The organism is Agromyces terreus (assembly GCF_009749465.1).
Lineage (GTDB): Bacteria > Actinomycetota > Actinomycetes > Actinomycetales > Microbacteriaceae > Agromyces > Agromyces terreus.
Genome location: NZ_WBIS01000005.1, coordinates 196,199 through 216,892, shown reverse-complemented (window position 1 = coordinate 216,892; position 20,694 = coordinate 196,199). Strand labels below are relative to the sequence as shown.

The 20,694-nt window shown below is 70.0% G+C and carries 11 protein-coding genes and 1 riboswitch; of the genes, 2 read left to right on the top strand and 9 right to left on the bottom strand.

What is annotated here, in order from left to right; translation table 11 throughout:
- The 4 genes from ribB to GQQ92_RS12065 form a co-directional block, all read right to left on the bottom strand.
- Positions 1–675 (bottom strand): 3,4-dihydroxy-2-butanone-4-phosphate synthase (gene ribB, locus GQQ92_RS12080; protein WP_156999546.1); only part of this gene is annotated, 675 nt, incomplete at its 3' end.
- On the bottom strand, positions 672–1,331 hold the full coding sequence (locus GQQ92_RS12075; RefSeq protein WP_156999545.1) for a riboflavin synthase: 660 nt from the start codon (positions 1,329–1,331) through the stop codon (positions 672–674). The genes GQQ92_RS12075 and ribB, both read right to left, overlap by 4 nt.
- A 1-nt stretch (position 1,332) precedes the next feature.
- Entirely contained in the window at positions 1,333–2,415 is a 1,083-nt protein-coding gene (gene ribD / locus GQQ92_RS12070; protein ID WP_232057666.1) for a bifunctional diaminohydroxyphosphoribosylaminopyrimidine deaminase/5-amino-6-(5-phosphoribosylamino)uracil reductase RibD, read from the bottom strand.
- A gap of 73 nt (positions 2,416–2,488) precedes the next feature.
- Positions 2,489–2,631: riboswitch (FMN riboswitch) on the bottom strand.
- A gap of 332 nt (positions 2,632–2,963) precedes the next feature.
- Positions 2,964–3,953 carry a sugar-binding transcriptional regulator gene (locus tag GQQ92_RS12065; RefSeq protein WP_156999544.1) on the bottom strand — a complete coding sequence of 330 codons (990 nt, stop codon included), beginning with the start codon at positions 3,951–3,953 and terminating at the stop codon, positions 2,964–2,966.
- Between the two features lie 114 nt (positions 3,954–4,067).
- Between GQQ92_RS12065 and GQQ92_RS12060 the strand changes: the two genes are divergently transcribed.
- Positions 4,068–5,837, top strand: coding sequence for a glycerol-3-phosphate dehydrogenase/oxidase (locus GQQ92_RS12060; protein WP_156999543.1), 1,770 nt, complete (start codon positions 4,068–4,070; stop codon positions 5,835–5,837).
- 24 nt (positions 5,838–5,861) lie between these two features.
- Here the strand turns inward: GQQ92_RS12060 and GQQ92_RS12055 are convergent, their stop codons facing one another.
- The 5 genes from GQQ92_RS12055 to GQQ92_RS12035 form a co-directional block, all read right to left on the bottom strand.
- Complete coding sequence (locus GQQ92_RS12055) at positions 5,862–6,626, bottom strand: HAD family hydrolase (RefSeq protein ID WP_156999558.1); 765 nt, start codon at positions 6,624–6,626, stop codon at positions 5,862–5,864.
- Positions 6,626–7,204, bottom strand: a complete 579-nt coding sequence (locus tag GQQ92_RS12050) for a GNAT family N-acetyltransferase (RefSeq protein WP_156999542.1) — start codon at positions 7,202–7,204, stop codon at positions 6,626–6,628. The genes GQQ92_RS12055 and GQQ92_RS12050 overlap by 1 nt, the downstream gene beginning before the upstream one ends.
- Positions 7,205–7,215: 11 nt before the next feature.
- Positions 7,216–8,226, bottom strand: coding sequence for a tryptophan--tRNA ligase (gene trpS / locus GQQ92_RS12045; RefSeq protein WP_156999541.1), 1,011 nt, complete (start codon positions 8,224–8,226; stop codon positions 7,216–7,218).
- A 66-nt stretch (positions 8,227–8,292) separates the two neighbouring features.
- A complete protein-coding gene (locus GQQ92_RS12040; protein WP_156999540.1) occupies positions 8,293–9,120 on the bottom strand; it encodes an exodeoxyribonuclease III in 828 nt (275 codons plus the stop codon).
- A gap of 96 nt (positions 9,121–9,216) precedes the next feature.
- Positions 9,217–10,503 carry a YihY/virulence factor BrkB family protein gene (locus tag GQQ92_RS12035; RefSeq protein ID WP_156999539.1) on the bottom strand — a complete coding sequence of 429 codons (1,287 nt, stop codon included), beginning with the start codon at positions 10,501–10,503 and terminating at the stop codon, positions 9,217–9,219.
- A 296-nt stretch (positions 10,504–10,799) separates the two neighbouring features.
- On the opposite strand from GQQ92_RS12035, the gene GQQ92_RS12030 reads away from it, so the two are divergent.
- Positions 10,800–20,633 carry a VWA domain-containing protein gene (locus GQQ92_RS12030; RefSeq protein WP_156999538.1) on the top strand — a complete coding sequence of 3,278 codons (9,834 nt, stop codon included), beginning with the start codon at positions 10,800–10,802 and terminating at the stop codon, positions 20,631–20,633.
- Positions 20,634–20,694 lie beyond the last annotated feature (61 nt).

Sequence of the window (20,694 nt, the reverse complement as noted above, 5' to 3'; positions counted from 1 at the left end):
CGCGCCCGCGCCGGCGCCCGCGCCCGCGCCGACGCCGGCGCCCGCGCTCGCGCCGAGCCCGTCGGACTCCCGGTCGCGCAGCCACTCCACGAGCGCCGCGACCGTCGTCACGGGCAGCTGTTCGCGCGCGCCGAACTCGATGAGCCCGGGCAGACGCATCATGTCGCCGTCGTCGGTCACGAGCTCGCCGATGACGCCGACCGGGGCGAGCCCGGCGAGGCGCATGAGGTCGACCGCGGCCTCGGTGTGCCCGGCCCGCTCGCGTACGCCGCCGTCGACCGCGCGCAGCGGGATCACGTGACCGGGGCGGATGAGCTGTGCGGCGGTGGACTCGGGGTCGGCCAGCACGCGCAGCGTGTGCGCGCGATCGGAGGCGCTGATGCCCGTCGAGGTGCGGTCGGCCGCGTCGACCGAGACCGTGTACGCGGTGCCGCGCAGGTCTTCGCTGCGCTCGACCATGAGGGGGAGCCCGAGCCGGTCTGCGAGCGCGTTCGGCATGGGCGCGCACAGGTATCCGCTCGTGTGCCGCACCATCCACGCCACCCACTCGCGCGTCGCGAACTCGGCGGCCATGATCGCGTCGCCCTCGTTCTCGCGGCCCTCGTCGTCGGCCACGATCACGGGCTTGCCGGCGCGCAGCGCGTCGATCACCTCGGGGATGCTCGCGAGGCTCATCGTGCACCCCCGATCGGGGCATCCGCCGAGACGGACGACGGCAGGGTGCGGTGGGCGTCGAGGCGCAGCATCCGCTTGACATGCCTGGCCAGGATGTCGGTCTCGATGTTGACCCGGTCGCCGACCGCGAGCGCGCCGAGCGAGGTCGCCGTGAGCGTCTCGGGGATCAGCGACACCTCGAACCACGAGCCGTCGGCCTCGTCGCCGAGCCCGCTGACCGTGAGCGAGACCCCGTCGACCGCGATCGAGCCCTTGTCGACGACGAGCGGCGCGTGCGCGGCGTCGAGGGAGAAGCGGATGACCCGCCATGTGTCGCCCGGGCGCACCTCGAGCACCCGGGCGGTGCCGTCGATGTGGCCCTGCACGATGTGCCCGCCCAACCGGTCGCCCACGAGCGCGGCCCGCTCGAGGTTCACCGGGCGGCCGGCCTCGACGGCGTCGAGGGTCGACATCGCGAGGGTCTGCGCCATGACGTCGGCCGTGAAGCGCTCGCCGTCGAAGTCGACGACCGTGAGGCACACCCCCGAGACCGAGATCGAGTCGCCGTGCTTGACGCCCTCGACGGCCCGCGGCCCGCGCACGGTGATGCGGGCGGCGTCGCCCGTGCGCTCGACGCGTTCGATCGTGCCGAGCTCTTCGATGATTCCGGTGAACATGTCAGTTCCCTTCCGTGGCGATGGTCGAGGAGCGCGGGGCGCGTCTCGAGATCGGGTGCGCGACGAGCAGCACGTCGTCGCCGAGCCGCTCGATGGCGGTGAAGTCGTAGCGGCGGGCCTCGCCGATGGTCGTGATGCCGAGGTCGCCGACCGCGAGCCGCCCGCCGCCGAGCAGCGCGGGTGCGAGGTAGACGAGCAGTTCGTCGGCATGACCGGCCGCGATGAACGCGCTCGCGAGCGTGGGTCCGCCTTCGACGAAGAGCGAGCGGATGCCGCGCTTCGCGAGATCGTGCAGGTCGGCCGCGAGGTCGCGGCCGTCGACGGCGATGATGGCGTGCGGATGCCGCGTGAGCGCCGCGCCCTCGGGCACCGGACGCCGGCCGAACACCACCGGGACCGGCTGCGCGTCGAGCAGTTCGCCCTCGGGGCCGCGTGCCGTGAGCGACGGATCGTCGGCGAGCACGGTGCCCGTGCCGACCCCGATGGCGTCGTGCTCGGCTCGGCGGCGGTGCACGTCGAGGCGGGCGGCGGGCCCGGTGATCCACTGGCTCGTGCCGTCGGCGGCCGCCGCGCGACCGTCGAGGCTCGCGGCCCACTTCACCGTGACGTACGGGCGACGGTGACGGGCGGCGAACAGCCAGTCGCCGAGGAAGTCCTCGGCCGCTTCGGCCAGCAGGCCGCCGGCCACGTCGACGCCGGCGTCGCGGAGCCGCTCGGCACCGCCCGCGGAGTGCTCGCCCGGGTCGGCGACGGCGTAGACCACGCGGGCGACGCCGGCCTCGATCAGCGCCTCGGCGCAGGGCCCGGTGCGGCCGGTGTGGTTGCAGGGTTCGAGGGTCACGACCGCGGTGGCGCCCGACGCGCTCTGGTGCTCGGCGAGGCGGCCGAGCGCGTCGACCTCGGCGTGGGCGGTGCCGGCGCCGCGGTGCCACCCCTCGGCGAGCACCTCGCCCGCGGGCGAGAGGATGACGCAGCCGACGCGCGGGTTCACGCCGCGGGCCGGGCCGTTCGCGGCGAGCTCGAGCGCGCGACGCATCGCCGCGGTCTCGACCGCGCTGCGATCGGTGTCGCCGACCGTGCTCATCCGTCGTCCTGTCGTCAGGGCTCCGGGAATGGTCGGCGTGCGCCGAATTCGTCGACCGTGCACAGCACAGCCGACACGTGCCGCCTCCCATCCGGACTTTCACCGTCGGTTCCGGAATTCCACCGGATCAACCACCGGCAGACGATCGGAATCGCTGTCGGAAGTTCGCGGACTGTCACCGCCGGCTCGGAATTACACCGACCCCGGAGCACGTTTGTCGTGTCGATTCTACCCAACGCGTCGGCGGCCGCCGTATTCCCCGTCGTCGGGTCCCGTCATCGAGTCGCCCGTTTCCGTCCAAACCCGGGCGAGTGGATGGCGGCTCGCGGATGCGGCGCCCCGCCGCCGCGCCCCGCCGTCGCGCGTGGGCGTCGAGTCGCCCGTTTCCGTCCAAACCCGGGCGAGTGGATGGCGGCTCGCGGCTGGCGGCTCGCGGCTCGCGGCTCGCGCTACGGGCTCGGGCGGTCAGGCGGTCGCGCGTGGGCGTCGAGTCGCCCGTTTCCGTCCAAACCCGGGCGAGTCGAGTGGGTGCGCGTCGTCGGGCGCGCTCAGGACTCGAGCAGCGCGCGCGCCGTGCCCTCGTCGACGATGAGGTCGGTGATGAGACCCGCGGCGAGCGCGCCGGCGAGGCTCGCGATCTTCGCCCGGCCCGAGACCACGCAGACCCTCCGGGGTGCGCGGCGCAGCACCGCGAAGTCGGGCCCGGTGGCGCGTTCGTTCATGGCGATGCCGTCGGTGCTCCCGTCGGCGCGGTAGAACACGGTCGCGACGTCGCCGACGACGCCGTCGCGGCTCAGCGCGTCGTAGTCGGTGCGGTCGAGGTATCCGCCCTGGTAGACGTGGCTCGGCACCTCGGCGAACGGCGAGCCGATGCCGAAGATCGCGACGTCCATGCCGGCCTGCAGCTCGAGCAGCCGTCGCGTGCTGCGCTCGCGCCAGAACGCCCGCCGCGTCGCGGGGTCGTCGAAGAACGCGGGAACCGGGAACTGCTGCACGCGCGCGCCGAACGCGTCGCCGAATCGGCGCAGCAGTTCGCTGGCGTAGAGGATGCCGGTGGTGCGCCCGTTGCCCGCGCCGTTCAGTTGCACGATCTCGGTGTTGTGGGTGGCCTTCGGCACGAGGTGCCGGCTCATCGCGCTCATGGTGGAGCCCCAGGCGACGCCGATGGTCTGGTTCGAGTCGACGAACCGTCCGAGAATCCGTGCAGCCGAGAGGGCGACGCGGTCGAGTCGGTCGACGTCGGTCGCGTGGTCGGGCACGGGCACGACGTGGGCGGCGATGCCGAACCGGGCGAGGACGTCCTGCTCGATCCGGCTCGGCAGGTCGAGCGGCGAGTGGATCGAGATCTCGACGAGACCGCTGGCCCGGGCATGGCTGAGCAGCCGCGAGACCGAGGATCTCGACGTCCGCAGCTCCTGTGCGATGGCCTCCATCGTGAGGTCCTGCATGTAGTAGAGGTGTGCGGCGCGCAGGGCCTCTCGCGTCCTGCCCGAGACGGGGTCGGCGCCGGCGGACGCGTCGGTTCCACGCGGAGTCATCCGCCCATTTTGCACGTTTGTGCAGTCGGCTTGCAAGAGCGTGCGCACGCGCGGACGATGGATGCATCCCCGGGCGACGCATCGATCGCCCACGCACGATCCGAGAGGACAGCGATGTCATCGCAGCCGACGAGTCAGCAGAAGCCTTCCGACCACGGGCGCGCCGCAGCGCCCGGCACGCGGCCGGAGGTCGCCGCGCTCCGTGCACGTCCGACCGCGGAGGTCGTGGTCATCGGCGGCGGCATCAACGGCCTCGCGACCTTCCGCGACCTCGCGCTGCAGGGGGTCGACGTCGTGCTCGTCGAGCAGGGCGACTTCGTCTCGGGGGCGTCGAGCGCATCGAGCCACATGATCCACGGCGGCATCCGATACCTCGAGAACGGCGAGTTCCGGCTCGTGAAGGAATCGGTCACCGAGCGGAACGCGCTCCTGCGGATCGCCCCGCACTACGTCAAGCCGCTCGAGACGACGGTGCCGATCTACTCGACGTTCTCGGGCATCCTCGCGGCGCCGATGCGGTTCCTCACCCACCGGCAGGGGCGGCCGACCGAGCGCGGCGCCGCGCTCATCAAGGCGGGCCTCACGATCTACGACGCCTTCTCGCGCGACGGCGGCTCCGTGCCGCGGCACCGGTTCCACGGCCGCAGGCGCTCGCTCGCCGAACTGCCCGCGCTCGACCCGGGGGTCAAGTACACGGCCACGTACTACGACGCGAGCATGCACGATCCCGAGCGGCTCGCGCTCGACGTGCTCTTCGACGGGCTGGCGACGGGACCCCACGCCCGCGCGGTCAACCACGTGGCCGCGGTCGGCCTGGGCTCGGGCGGGGTCCGGGTGCGCGACGCGCTCACCGGCGCCGAGTTCGACCTCGCGGCCGACGTGGTCGTGAACACGACGGGCCCGTGGACCGACCTGACGAACGCCGGCCTCGGCCGCGCCACCCGGTACATGGGCGGCACGAAGGGCTCGCACATCGTGCTCGAGCACCCCGAGCTGCTCGCGGCGACCGGCGGCCGCGAGATCTTCTTCGAGCACGAGGACGGCCGCATCGTGCTCATCTACCCGCTGAAAGGCCGCGTCATGGTCGGCACCACCGACCTCGAGCACGACATGCGCGAGCCGGCGGTGTGCACCGAAGACGAGGTCGACTACTTCTTCGAGCTCATCGCGCATGTGTTCCCGTCGATCCCCGTCGACCGGTCGCAGATCGTCTACCGGTTCGCGGGGGTGCGCCCGCTGCCGCATCACGACGACACGCAGCCGGGCTTCGTGAGCCGCGACTACCGCATCGAGCGAGCGGATGTCGCGGAGCGGCCGGGCACGACCCTGCTGAGTCTCGTCGGCGGCAAGTGGACGACGTTCCGCGCCCTGGCCGAGCACCTCTCGGACGAGGTGCTCGCGCTGCTCCGACGCGACCGCGTCCGCTCGACGGAGGGGCTCGCGATCGGCGGAGGGAAGGGATACCCGACGAGCGCCGATGCGCGGCTCGTCTGGCTCGTCGCGCATCAGGACGAGATCGGCCGTGCCCGCGCCGAGACCCTGCTCGAGCGGTACGGGACGCGCGCCGAGGCGCTGCTCGACGCCTTCGACCCGGCGACGGATGCCCCGCTCGCGCACCACGCCGACTACACGCGCTGCGAGATCACCTGGCTCGTGCGCACCGAGCGGGTCGTGCACCTGACCGACCTGGTGCTGCGGCGCACGAGCATCGCGTTCACCGGGACGCTCACGGCCGCGCTGCTCGACGAGCTCGCCGAGCTCACGGGCGTCGAGCTCGGTTGGGATGCCGCGCGGCGCCGCGCCGAGGTCGCCGAGGCGCGCGAGCTGCTCGCGTCGCGTCACGGCGTGCAACTCGGGGAGGTCGTGGCGACGGCCGGCGTCTGATCGAAAGCGCGATCGCCGGGCGGCTCAGACCTGCGACCAGCGGGCGACGAGTCGCGGCGCGAGTTCGGCGAGCCCGGTGATCACCATGACCCCGGCCGCGGCGATCTCGTCGGCGTCGGGCTCGTCGAGCGTCGCGGATTCACGGTCGATCCAGACGCCGTCGAGTCCGGCGTGGGCGGCCCCGAGGGCGTCGGTGTGCAGCCGATCGCCGACGTAGGCCGCGTGCGCCACCGGTCCCGATGCCGCGAAGCGCTCGACGGCGGCATCGAAGATGCGTCGATCGGGCTTGGTCACGCCGAGCGCGCCCGACGCGATGACGTGTTCGAACCGGTCGAGGATGCCGAGCCGTTCGAGCTTCGCGCGCTGGAAGTCGGGCTCGCCGTTCGTGATGATGCCGAGGCGCACGCCCGGCATCGCGTCCTGCAGCGCGTCGAGCGCGGGGATCGCGTCGGCGTGCAGACGCCAGGCGTCGCGATAGCGTTCGAAGTACCGGTCGAACCATGCGCCAGACGACGGATCGTCGAGCTCGTCGCCGTGCGCCAGGGCGAAGTCGCGCGCGCGAGCGCGACGCTGCCCCTCGAAGGTGAGCCGGCCGTCGAGATAGGCGTGGTAGTGACGCTCCTCGAGCTCGTGCCAGAGCGCTCGGGCGGCGTCGACATCACCCTCGTATGCACGTTCGCGCATGTGCCGCAGGATGCCGTCGGCGACGGCGGCGCGGTGGGCCATCAGGGTGTCGTCGAGATCGAAGAGCACGAGCGGAGCGGCGATGGGCCTGCCATCGGCGTGCATCACGCGCGGGGTCCGAGGATCTCGTTCCAGCTCGACTCCGCACGAGGGTCGACGATCGCCTCGCGCACGCCGAACCAGGCGGGCCGCAGGTTGCCGTCGCGGTCGGGAACGAGGCTGTCGGCGGGCCGGATGTGCCGGAATCCCGCGGCTCTCGCGACCTTCGCCGAACCGGTGTTGCCCACCACGGCACGCCAGAAGACGGTGGACGCGCCGGCGATGCCGCCCGCGAGGACCCACTCGGCGACGGCGGTCGCGGCCTCGCTCATGACGCCGGCCCCGCGGTGCTCGCGCACCATCCAGAAGCCGATCTCGTTCTGCGTCTCGCGCACGCTGATCATGCCCACGAGCGGGTCGCCCGCGTTCGCTCGGATCGCCCAGGTGAGCTCGCCCCCGGTCGCCCACCCCTTCGGAACATGCTCGCCGAGGAATGCGTCGGCGTGCCGACGTTCGTAGGGCCACGGGGTGGTGAGCACCGACTCGAACAGCGGGTCCTGGCATGCGCGCGTGACGACATCGGCGTCGGCCGGAACGGGCAGGTCGAGCACGAGGCGCTCGGTGCGGATCACGACGGGCTGCATGGCGGGCCCGGTCAGCGGCGGCGCACGAAGCCGACGCGGTCGTAGACCGTGCCGAGCACCGTCTCCGCCCGTTCGGCGGCCTTGTCGGCGCCGACGCCCAGCAGGCGGTCGAGCTCGGCGGGGTCGTCGAGCAGCTCGAGGGTGCGCGCCCGGATCGGGGTGAGGTGGTCGACCACGAGTTCGGCGAGGTCCTTCTTGAAGTCGCCGTAGCCGCGGCCGTCGTACTCGGCCTCGATCGAGGCGACGGGCCGACGCGAGATGGACGCGTAGATGTCGAGCAGGTTCGAGATGCCCGGCTTCTCGTCGCGGTCGTACCGCACCTCGCGGCCCGTGTCGGTGACGGCGCTCTTGAACTTCTTGGCGACCGCCTTCGGGTCGTCGAGGAGCTTCACGAGCCCGGCCTCGGATGCCGCGGACTTCGACATCTTCGACGTCGGGTCCTGCAGGTCGTAGATGCGGGCCGACTCCTTGGGGATCAGCGCCTCGGGCACGACGAAGGTCGTGCCGTACCGGGAGTTGAAGCGCGCGGCGAGATCGCGGGTGAGCTCGAGGTGCTGGCGCTGGTCGTCGCCCACGGGCACCGCGTTCGTGCCGTACAGGAGGATGTCGGCGGCCATCAGCACGGGATAGGTGAACAGGCCCACCGTCGTCGCGTCGGCGCCCTGCTTGGCCGACTTGTCTTTGAACTGCGTCATGCGGCCGGCCTCGCCGAAGCCCGTGATGGTGCTGAGCACCCACGCCAGCTCGGCGTGCGCGGGCACGTGCGACTGCACGAACAGGGTGGAACGATCGAGGTCGACGCCGGCGGCGAGGTACTGGGCGGCCGTGCGGCGCACGTTCTCGCGCAGTGCCTTCGGGTCTTGGGCGACGGTGATCGCGTGCAGGTCGACGACGCAGTAGATGGGGTCGTAATCGTCTTGCAGCGCGACCCAGTTCACGAGCGCCCCGAGGTAGTTGCCGAGGTGCAGGGAATCGCCGGAGGGCTGCATGCCCGAGAAGATGACGGGGCGGGCGGAGTTCATGTTCGAGGTTCTTTCGTCAGGTCGAGCGCGAGTCGGAGGGGCGGGCGGATGCGGCGCGGCATCCGCTCAGACGGCGTAGTCGACCACCACGGGGGAGTGGTCGGAGAATCTGGCGTCGTAGGTCGCCGCCCGGTCGACGGCGTAGTCGGTCACGAGTTCGGCCAGGGCCGGGGTCGCGAGCTGGTAGTCGATGCGCCAGCCCGCGTCGTTGTCGAACGCCTTGCCGCGGAACGACCACCACGTGTACGGGCCCTCGACCTCTCCGGCGAAGCGGCGGCCGACGTCGACCCAGCCGAGGCCGTGGTCGTCGGAGCCCTCGGCGCCCACGAAGCGGTCGAAGTAGGCGCGCTCCTCGGGCAGGAACCCGGCGCGCTTGACGTTGCCCTTCCAGTTCTTGATGTCGAGCGTGCGGTGCCCGACGTTCAGGTCGCCGACCACGAGGGCGAGCTCGGAGTGCGCCGCGAGTTCGGGCAGCCGCGCCTGCATCGCGTCGAGGAACTTGAACTTCTCGACCTGCTTCGGGGTGTCGACCTCGCCGGAGTGCACGTACGCGCTCACGAGGGTGACGATGCGGCCGCCCACCTCGTAGTCGGCCTCGAGCCACCGGCCCGCCGAGTCGAAGTCGGGAGCACCGAGCTCGACGCGGTGGATGCTCGCCCGACGGCGGCTCGCGATGGCCACGCCGGCACGGCCCTTCGCCGTCGCCGGGTCGTGCAGCACGCTCCACTCGTCGCCGAGGAGCCCCTGCAGGTCTTCGGTCGACGCGCGCACCTCTTGGAGGGCGAGCAGGTCGACGTCGCGGCCGGCGAGCCAGTCGCCCATGCCGCGCCGGTAGGCGGCCCGCACTCCGTTCACATTCACGCTGGCGACACGGAGACGGGAGGTCGAAGGCATGCCCTCGATCCTATTCGAGCCCTCCGACGTCGTTCACGCCGGCGGCGACCCGCGACGACCGGCGGCGACCCGGGGCGGCCCGGGGCTGCCCGGGCTTCACGCCCGCGGCGACCCGAGCCGCGCCGCCGCGGCCTCGGCCTCGTCGAGGTCGAGCTGCGCCTTGGCGACTCGCCGCCGGGCGCGGAAGCCTCCGAGCCAGCCGGCGCTCGCGGCATCCGCCCTGGCCCTGCGGAGTTCGACGCGGGCGACCGTGACCGCGGCCTCGGCCTCGCGACGGCGGCGCTCGGCCTCGATCTGCTCGGGGCTCAGCGAGAGCAGCGTCTCGTTGGAGTCGGCGGCCTCGACCGCGATCCAGCTCGCCGCGACGAGGATCACGATGCTCGTCATCCGGAACCAGAAGAGGAGCGCGATGAACACCGCGAAGGTCGCGAGCAGGGGATTGCTGCTCGCGAAGGTGATGAGCACGCCGCCGAGGAGTTGCATGACCGACAGCGCGGCCGAGCCGAGCACCGAGCCGATGACCATGCGCCGCCAGGGCATCTCGGCGCCCGAGAGGTAGCGGAACAGGACCGCGAGGGCCAGGGTGTCGATGACGAACACCACGAGCACGGCGCCGACCTGCACGCTCGCTGCGGCGCCGCCCGCGTCGGGGTCGATGCCCATCAGCGAGACGAGCCACGACAGGAACCCGGTCGTGACGACCGAGAGGGCCGAAGCGACGATGAGCACCGCGCCGAACATGAGGCCGGCGACGAAGTCGCGAAGCTTCAGGAGCGCGTACGACCGGGAGTCCTTCGGCAGGCCGAACGTGCTGCGCACGCCGATGCGCGTGTAGGTCACCCAGCCGATCGCGGTCCAGATGAAGCCGACGAGCGCGATGACGCCCGTCCAGCTGAGCGTGCCGGTGCTCGTCGAGGCGATGGCCGTGAGCTCTTGGGGCGTGATGATGCCGTCGTCGCCGATGAGACCGGGGGCGTACGTGTTCACGAGCGTCGAGAACGCGGTCATGGCCGCCTCGTTGTTCGTGAACCAGATGCCGAACACCGCGAAGACCACATACACGGCTGCGAAGACGCCGAACAGGGCCTGATAGCTCATGCCCGACGACAGGATGAACCCGTTCTGCGCCAGGAAGTACCGCCACACCCGCACGGGGAACAGGGCCATCGTCTTGTTCGTGATCGTCGTGAAGCGGTTGATCGGCTCCTCGAAGCGCTCGCGCAGCGGCTCGCTGAGCTCGGTGAGCCGTTCACGGGCCGTGCGCGCTGCCGGTTCGTCGGCGGATGCCGCGGGCGCGGCGCCGGGCGACGGCTCGCGGGTCGTTCGGGGCGACGGGGGTCGGTCGGGGGTGCCATCGGGCACGGTCGACGCACGCTCGCTCACGCTCCCAAGCGTACTGAGCGTCGCGCTCGGGCGCCGCCGCAGCCGAGCACGCGAGTCGCGGCCGGGCGGGCGATCCGCGGCATCCATTCGTACGCATCGAAATGAGGATGTCTCGGATGCCCCGAGTTCGGGGGGTGCCGTCACCGAGAACCCCGAAGACGCCCGGGTCGCGGTACGAGATGCCCCCCGTATTGGTCACGCGCAGGCTCTGTCGGAGTCGGCCCCGACAGTGCTTGACTCGCCTCACCTGCGTATTCCTCACATTCCGCAGTCTGACCCGACGCGAAGGTTCGATGATGAAGAGCAACTGGTTCGGAACCCGGCACGACGACTCCGCACAGCACCCGCGGCGGTCCAAGCGTCAGCGGGAGGCCGAGCGCTCCCGATCCCTTCGCGGGGTCATCGCCTCCATCGGCGTCGGCGCGCTGCTCGTCGTGGGACTGCCCACGATGGCGTTCGCCGAGGCGACCGACGCGCCGACCGACCCGACGGTCACGAGCGAGTCGACCGACGGCACGGATGCCGCGAAGTCGAGTGAGGCGCCCGCCGACGAGGTCCCCGCCGAAGAGGCTCCGGCCGAGGAGACGCCGAGCGAGGCTCCCGCCGAGGAGACGCCGAGCGAACCGCCCGCCGAGGAGACCACGCCGCCGGCCGAGGAGGCGACGCCGCCCGCCGAGGAGGCACCGAGCAAGGCCCCGGCGAAGGCGCCGGCCGCGAAGAGCGTGGCGCCCGAGGGGAACGTCGGGATCACGCCGATGGCGATCTTCCCCGCCGACACGGCTGACTGCGCGTCCAGTTGCGCGAACCTCAGCATCACGAACACCGTGGTGGGTGGTACAGCATCGCCCAACGACTGGACCCTGCACGCGGTGCGGTCGAGCAACAGTGACAACTACGACTTCGAGTCGGGTGAAACGCGTCCCGTTCCGAGGAACAACACCTACACTCTCTACGCCGACAGCGGGCCCGCGAACTACACGCTGACGAACTTCGAGTGCAGCACCGGCGGCAGCGGCTCAGGTGACCCCAGTGCGGACGAGGCCGCGCACACGGTGACCTACACCAACTCCAACGGCAATCCCACGCAGAAGTACGCGAACTGTGAATTCACCCACACCTACACGGGCCCCGCGACGATCACCGTGCAGGTCGGTGGCGTCCGCACGGGCGTCGCGAACGTCGACGGGCTCGCGGGCGTCTCTTTGCAGCTCTACACCGACAACGCTGGCACATTCGGATCCATCATCAACCAGCCCTGGGCCAAGTGCACTTCGATCGCCTCGGGCGCGTGCACCTTCACTGTGCCGACGCCGAACGGCGCTCGCTACTGGGTCGCGCAGTCGACTCCGGGCGTGCCCTCTGGATGGTTCCAGAGCAACACCCTTGCGACCGGGACGACCCCCGCTTCATCGGCGTACCGGTTCCGCACGAACGTAATCCAGAACGGCGGAACCTACAGCTCGCTCAGTGATTTCATGATCGCCACGGGCAACACCTCCAACAACGCCTCCGGCGGCATCTGGCAGAACTCGCTCGCCAACCCGCCTGCAATCCAGCAGTGCGGCGTGCGCGTAGCGCTCATCATCGACCTGTCGGGGTCGGTCGCAGGCAGCTTCACGCAGCTGAAGAATGCTGCGAAGGGGTTCGTCACCGCACTCCAAGGAACCCCCTCGCAGATCGGCCTCTTCACGTTCAACAACGTCGCTCCGGCGACTGCGGGCGCCAATCTCGGAATCACGCCCGTCTCCACCGTCGCCGGTGCGAATACGGTGCGCAACCACATCGACACCTTCACTACCCCGACCAATGCCACCAACTGGGACCGCGGCATCTACCAAGTCGCCTCGAGCGGCACGCAGTACGACCTCGCGGTGGTCCTCACCGACGGCAACCCGACCGTCTACGGCAACGATGAAGGTCCCGGTGACCGTACACGCTTCCGCGAGGTCGAGAACGGCGTGTTCTCGGCGAACGCCCTGAAGGCCCTCAAGACCCGTGTGGTCGCCTTCGGCGTCGGCGGCGGCGTCGGCGGCGCGCCCGACAACCTGATCGCCATCTCGGGCGGCACTCTCAACTCCGACTACTTCCAGTCCACGGACTATACCCAGGCCGGCAACATCCTGCGCGACCTCGCGCTCGGCTCCTGCGAGGGCTCGGTCTCGATCGTGAAGCAGGTCGTATCGAGCTCGAGCACGGGCGAGCAGAAGACGGGTCAGACCCCGGCGGGCGGGTGGACCTTCACTGCGGTGCCGACGACCGGGGGCATCACGCCGGCGTCGCAGTCCGGCCCGACGGCAGCTGGCACGGGAGCGCTGAACCTCCCGCTCACCTTCGCGGGCGGCACCACCACCGGTACGGTGAAGATCACCGAGGACCCGCAGGATCACACCATCGTGCAGACCGGCGGCAAGAACGCGGTGTGTACGAACCAGGCCACCGGAGCTTCCATCACGGTGACGAACGAGACGAACGGCTTCTCGCTGCCCGTCAGTTCGACCCAGGCGATCAGCTGCAACGTGTGGAATCGCCCGCCGCAGCCGCAGTCGACGTTCAGCGTCAACAAGGTCTGGGTCATCAACGGCGTGACCTATCAGAACGGCCAGCAGCCCAGCGGGATCGCCGCCCAACTGACGGTCGGCGGCGCCAACCGTGATTGGGTAACGGTACAAGGTCCCGTTCCCGCCGGCACCGTCGTCTCGTTGAACGAGACCTCGGGAGTCGGCTCGCGCGACCTCTGTCGTATCACCGATCAACGGGTGACGCTCGCGAACGGTCAGCAGCTGAATGCGGCGCTGCCCTACGATGCGACGTTGCAGCCGGGTACGAACAGCTACACGATGACGAACATCGTCACCTGCGATACGCAGCTTACGTTGAAGAAGTCCGTCTCGAACGGCGGAGTCGCGCCGACGGCATGGACGCTCGACGCCGTCGCGCCAGACGGCGCCCTCGCCGGGCCCAACGGTACGACGGGCTCGGACGGAGCAACCGCCTTCGTGACGGCGAACGTCCGCTACCCGCTCGTCGAGACGGGCGGCGACCCGCGATACGTGCAGACTCTGGGCTTGAACGCCGTTCCGGTACCGCCGTCGATCGGCAGTTGGGACTGCGTGCAGGTCAATGCCGCCGGCACGGTCATCCCGGGCTTCTCCGATGGGCTGAACGGCGGCGTCACGCCGCCGCTGGGCTTCCGCATCCAGTGCACCGCGGTGAACCAGACCGCCCAGCTGACGCTCGTCAAGAGCGTCCAGGAACTCGACGGCACCGATGCCGACTCTGCTGCTTGGACGCTCACCGCGACCCCGGGCGGGTCGGTCCCGGGCCTGGTGCCCGTGTCGACGACGACCGGTAACACGATCCTCGTCCGTCCCGGTACGACTTATACGATCTCCGAATCCGGAGGCCCGCTCGGGTACGAACAGGTCGACATCCGGTGCAAGACGTCGCCCAACGGCGCCTACACCGTGACGAACACCATTACCCTCGATGCACTCGCCCAAGGCACCTGCGTGGTCACGAACAAGCCGATCGCTCCGCAGATCAAGCTGACGAAGATCGTCACCGATTCCGTGGCTCCGGCAAACTCGTGGAACCTCACGGCGACTCTCGGCGACGTGGTCGTCGGCGGTGCAGGCGGCACTGCGGGATGGGTCGACGTACCTGCAGGCGAAACCGTCTCGCTCGCGGAGACCACCTCGCTGCCGAACGCCGGCGAGTTCGCGCCGGGAGCGTGGCTCTGCTCGCTGAACGGCGCCGACCCGACCCCCGGACCCTCGGCAGCCGCGCTGTCGCCCGGCGACCAGCTCGATTGCGTCGTCACGAACACCCTGAAGCCGTTCACACCGAACATCACGAAGACGGCCGCCATCCCGACATCGAACAGTGACGGTACTTGGACGATCGGCTACGACATCGTCGTGACGAACCCGAGCACCTTCCAAGACCTGACGTACAGCCTGAGCGACCAGTTGGACTTCGGCGGCGACGTAACCGTCAATAGCGCGAGCTACCAGCTCACGCTCCCCGCCCCGCCCGGTGCCTCGACGAACTGGACCGTTCCGTTCACGGACGAGCAGGCGTTCGACGGCGAGCCGACGCTCGTGAAGGGCACGTCGCACACCTGGCACGTCACGGTCAACGCGACTGTCGCACCGGGTGCGGACTTCGGAGGCAGCAACCCCGACACCTGCTATGGGGGTGAGCCTGGCACCGTCGGCTTCCTCAATACCGCGACCATGATCGTGAACGAGGTGCCGTACGAGGCATCCGACTGCGCCCTCCCGGTGAAGCCCAACGTCACCAAGGTCGGCGGCACGGCCGTCGACAACGGCGACGGCACGTGGACGCTGCCGTACACGATCACAGTGACGAACCCGTCGGCGACGACCGGCGTCGTCTACGACCTCAAGGACGAGCTCAAGCTGCCGGCTTCCGCCGAGCAGGTCGGGCTCCCGACCGTCGTCTCGAAGCCCGCGGGCGTCACGACGGTCGCCGCCTGGACGGGTGCCGCACCGAACACGCTGCTCGCAGATGACGTCGCCCTCGCGGGCGGTGCTGTGGCGCACGTCTACCAGATCGCGGTCAAGGTGCGGATCGGGGCGGATGACCCGGCCTACATCTGCCCGAGCGAAGCTGGCCTGAACAACACCGCGACGCTCGTCTCCGGCAACCAGACGACGGATGCCACGGGCTGCGTCACCGTCACGCCGCCGACCATCATCCACACCAAGTCGGTCGTTCCGGGCTCGGTCATGCAGGCCGTCGACGGCACGTGGAGCATCGCGTACGACATCGTGGTGACGAACACCGGCGCGGTGGGCGGCGCCTACGACCTCGCGGACACCACCCACTTCGGCGCCGGCATCACCGGCGGCGTCTACGCGGCGACGAAGAACGGCGCCGCGATCCCAGGGTGGACGAACGGTTCGGCCCTCGCGACCGGCGCGTACCTCGCGGCGGGCGACCCCGACCCGAAGGACACGTACCGCGTCACCGTGACCGGCATCGTGCTCACCGGGCCCGACCTGACGCCGGCGCAGACAGCCTGCCCGTCCGACAGCGCGAGCGGTGCGTTCAACAACACGGCGACCCTCACGGTCGCGGGCGTGCCGGTCGACGATTCGGCCTGCGACGCTCCGAGCGCTCCGACGATCGTGAAGGCGGGCGCGACGTCGGCGCAGCAGCTCGACGGCACGTGGAACGTGACCTACACGCTCACGGTGTCGAACACGGCCCCCGGTTCGAAGCCCTCGTTCTACACGCTGACGGATGCCCCGGCGTTCCCGGCCGGTGTCGAGTACCTCAGCTACGCCATCGACGGCGGCGCAGCGGTCACTCCGTACGACGGGTCCGAGTTCACGGTGGTCGAAGACCAACCCATCGCCGCCGGAGAAGTCGACGTCTACACCGTCGTGCTGAACGTCGACGCGCCGGCGAGCGAGATCGACCCCGCAGAGCTGGAGTGCAAGAGCGACAACAACCCCGACGGGGTCGGCTTCCTCAACGACGCCATCCTCACCTCGGGCCAGATCGTCCGCGAAGACGACGACTGCACGGACATCAGCCGCGGCGGCAACCCGACGGTCCTGAAGACCGACCCGACGGTGACGCAGGACGGCGACGGTCTCTGGACCCTCGTCTACGACATCACGGTCACGGGCAACTCGGAGTTCATCTCGCGCTACACACTGGACGACACGCTTCGCTTCGGCCCCGAGGTCGACGTGCTGTCGGCGTCCTGGACCGGCGAGACGAGCGGGGCGTGGGCTGACCCGGCCTCCGATCCGACCGCCCACCTCGTTCCGACGAACAAGGTCATCGAGCGCGACGACGTGCACACGTATACCGTGACGGTCACGGCGAACGTGGACAAGGCGGCGTTCGCGGATCCGACCACGAACACGTGTCAACCGGCTGAGGGCACGCCCGATGTGGGCTTCCTCAACGAAGCCGTTCTGACGCCGTTCGGTGGCACGCCGACGTCCAGCACCGGTTGCGGTCTGCCGGCAATGCCCGAGATCACGAAGACCTTCAACGGTCCGGTCACGGGTGACGCGAGCGGTTGGACGGCGAGCTACACGATCACCGTGCACAACACGAGCACCGACCAGGCCCTGGTCTACGACCTCGATGACACCGTCGACTTCGCTGACGGCGTGAACATCACGGGCGCGACCGTCGCGTCGACCGGTGACCCGGTGATCGCGGTGAACCCCGCATGGGACGGTTCCGCCGTCACCGAGATCGTCGAGAACGAGGACCTCGACCCTGCTGAGACCCACACCTTCACGGTGACGGTCACCTTCACGGTCGATTCGGATGCCCCGACCGAGGGCCTGATCTGCGCCGGCGACGATGGGGAAGGCCACGGTCTGCTCAACGGCGCAACGGTCACCTCGGGCGACACCTACGACGCCGAGGACTGCGGCGACGTTCCCGTCACCGTCGAGGTCACCAAGCTCTGGGTGATCAACGGCGGCGACCCGATCGCGTGGGACAGCGACGAGCTGCCCGACGGGTTCGAGGCGACGCTCCAGCTCGACGGCGCCTCGTCCGAGTGGGACACCGCCTACGGCCCGTACGCGGCCGGCGACTCGGTGACCATCAGCGAGACGGATGTCACGACGCCCGAGGGCGTCCGGTGCTCGCTCGACCAGGAGGCGACGACCGGTCTCGGCGATGAGGTGCTCGAGGGCGCGGTCAACGAGTTCACCGTCACCAACTACGTCGACTGCACGCAGACCGTCAACCTGGCGAAGGTCGTCGAGAACCCGAACGGCGGCGACGGCGAGGCGGCTGACTGGACGCTGAGCGGCACGGGCGTCTCCGATGAGGACGACACCTTCAGCGGCAAGGGCACGGCTACCGGATCGGTCGCTCTCGGACAGGCGTACACGCTCAACGAGGTGTCGACGGTCTGGGAGAACGGCGTCGAGTACACGGTCTCTTCCACGTGGACCTGTTCCACCGAGAGCGGCGACGCCGATGACGTGTTCAGTCTGGTGAGCACCCCCGGTGCGACCAGTGCCACCCTCACGGTCCTGCAGTACGGCGCGAGCGTCGACTGCGAGATCACGAACACGGATGTCGCGCCGACGCTGACGCTCACGAAGCACGTCGAGCCCGAGTCGGTCGCGGGCGACTTCCCGCCGAGCCTCTGGCACCTGACAGCGAGCGACGACGGCACCGCCGTGGTCGAGGGCGACGGCACGGCGACCGGCGACGTGAAGTCGAACACCCCGTACGACCTCGCCGAGAGCGCCGACTTCCCCGAAGCCGGCGAGTTCGACCCGAGCGACTGGACCTGCACCGTCACGAACACCGACCCGGCGACCCCGGCGATGCTCGACGACGACGCGGTGAGCCTCCAGCCCGGTCAGGAGGTCGAGTGCGAGATCACGAACACCGCCAAGCCGGCGACGTACGAACTCCACAAGACCGTGACGTCGACCGAACAGCAGCCCGACGGCACGTGGGCGATCGAGTACTCGGTGACGGTCGAGAACACGAGCGGCGTCTCGCCCCTCGAGTACGACCTGTCCGATGACCTGAGCGAGTTCGGCGAGGGCATCGTCATAGAGTCGGCCGACTGGAGCGGAGACAACGGCCTCAGCGGCTCGTGGGAGGACCTCCCCGACACGCTGGAGACGGACTTCGCAACGGGTCAGCTGCTCGCCGCGGGCGAGACCGACACCTACACGGTGACGGTCGTGGCCACGGTCACGGCCGAGGCGTGGACCTCCGAGTCGGGCACCGAGTGCACGGCAGGCGAGGGCTACGGCCAGGGCGGCTTCCGCAACGTCGCCGAGCTCACCGTCGGCGGCCTGCCGACGGAGGAGACGGCGTGCGACGGGCCGGGCACCTCGACGGCGGTCAAGACGGTCTCGGACGGACCGACCGACAACGGCGACGGCACCTTCGACGTCGCGTACGAGATCACGGTGACCAACGCCAGCGACAAGGACCAGTACTACGACCTGAGCGACACCCCGGCCTTCCCGGCCGGCACGACGTTCACCGCCGCTGCCACCGATCCCGACGGCAACGTGGTCGAGGACTGGACCGGCATCGCCCCCGACGGCACGGTGCTCGCCGACGCCAGGCTCATCCCGGCCGCGGGCGAAGAGCCGACGGTGGAGGTGTGGACCATCACGGCGACGGTGAAGGTCGACACGATCACCGACATCGACGACGCGAAGTGCCTCGAGAACGAGACCGGTCATGGGTTCTACAACGCCGGCGAGTACACGTCGGGCACGATCACCACGCCGATCAGCGACTGCGTCGACATCCCGATCGCGAAGCTGACACTGGTCAAGCACGTCGACAACTCGGCGCTGGGCGACATCACCGGAGGCGTGGCGAGCGACTGGACGCTCTTCGCAGACAGCGAGGACAACTCGGTCGCCGTCGCGGGAAGCGAGGAGGGCGTCTCCCAGATCGTTTCGATCGGCGAGTACTACCTGTATGAGGACTCGATCGAGGACCCGTCGAGCCCGCTCGTGCCCGACTACTACGAGGCATCTGCCTGGCAGTGCGGTGAGGGCGAGTCCAGTTGGTCGGTGTCGGTCGAAGCCGGAGACGACGTGACGTGCGAGATCACGAACACGGCGTTCCTGGTCGACGTCGGCATCGAGAAGACGGCCGAACTGCCCGAGGGCGTGACCGCGGTGGACGACACCGAGGACAACACCTTCAACTGGGTCCTCACCGTCACGAACCACGGAAAGGACGTGGAAGACCTCGAGGTGACCGATCTCATCGACCCGTCGCTCGAGATCACGGGCCCGGCCACGTTCGAGGCTCCCGAGAACTGGACCGAGTCCACCGAGGGCAACCAGTTCACGGCGGCCTACACCGGAACCTTCGTCGAAGGCCAGGTCACGACGATCACGATCCCGGTCCGGGTGCTCCCGGCCGAGGTCGAGGCGCCGGCGGCCGTCGGTCCTGACGACCCTGCGCCGGTGCTGCCGGAGTTCCCCGCGAACCAGGTGATTCCGAACACGGCGTGCGTGTCCACGAGCGGGTATGTGGCGCAACGGCCCGAGCGCGTCGCCGCACTGGCGCTCGAGGTCCCCGAGGGCAACCTCGGCGACATCAACCCCGACAACGACTGCGCCGACGCCGAGGTGCCGGTGAAGAAGGTCGACGCCGGAGTGTACGTGCGATGCATCGCGGATGTCCCGTGGCTGTACTACAACGTCCAGGCGACCGAGAACGTCGAACCCGGTGACATCACCGTCACCTGGACCTCGGCCGACGGCACGCAGACCAAGGTCCAGACCATTCCGTGGGATGCCCGTGAGGGCCGCCTGCTGTGGCCGGGCGCCGCGGTCGACGAGGACGGACTGCCGTACCAGTTCCCGGGCTGGCGCCCCATCACCGAGGAGGACCTGACGAACCCGCCGACACCCGGCACCCGGTTCCTCGACCTCATCCTCGATGACAGCCTGCCCAGCTACGCCTGGCGCGACATGGACAACCCGGCGAGCGTCGTGTTCTCCGTGAACCCGAGCCAGACGGTGCTGGCGGTCTACCCGCAGGCCCTCCCGACCTGTGCGATCGACCGTCCGGGCGAACTCGACATCGAGAAGACGGCGAGCGTCACGAGCACCAAGGCGAACGGCGACTTCAGCTACTCGCTCCAGGTGACGTCGGTCGGCACCGGCGCGACGGAACCGACCGAGGTGTTCGACGAGATCCCGGCCACGCTGCGGGTCGACGAGATCACGACGGCACCGGCGCCCGCGTTCCCCCGCTGGGAGAACTGCGAGGTGACCGGCAAGGACTCGAGCGGATACGGCGGCACGCTGCACTGCGACCTGCTCGGGCAGCTCGGACCCAACTTCACCTCGGCGCCGGTCATCGACCTGGCGGTGCACGTGAAGCCGGGTGCGACGGTCTCGACGATCGACAACACCGGCGAGGTCTGCTGGCAGACGGCGGATGACCCCGATCCGGTCACGGAGTGCGCCGACGACACCGTCACGGTGACGCTGCTCGGCGGCACCGCGATCACCGGATTCGCGACCGGGCCGTGGATCTGGGGGGCCGCGGGCCTGCTGTTCCTCGGCGGGCTGGCCGTGGTCTGGGTCGTGGTCCGGCGGCGCCGGGAGGCATCCGCAGAGTGATCCAGGGCACCCGGCGGCAGACGATGCCGCCGGGTGGCCGTGAACGGCTCCCGTGAGCGAG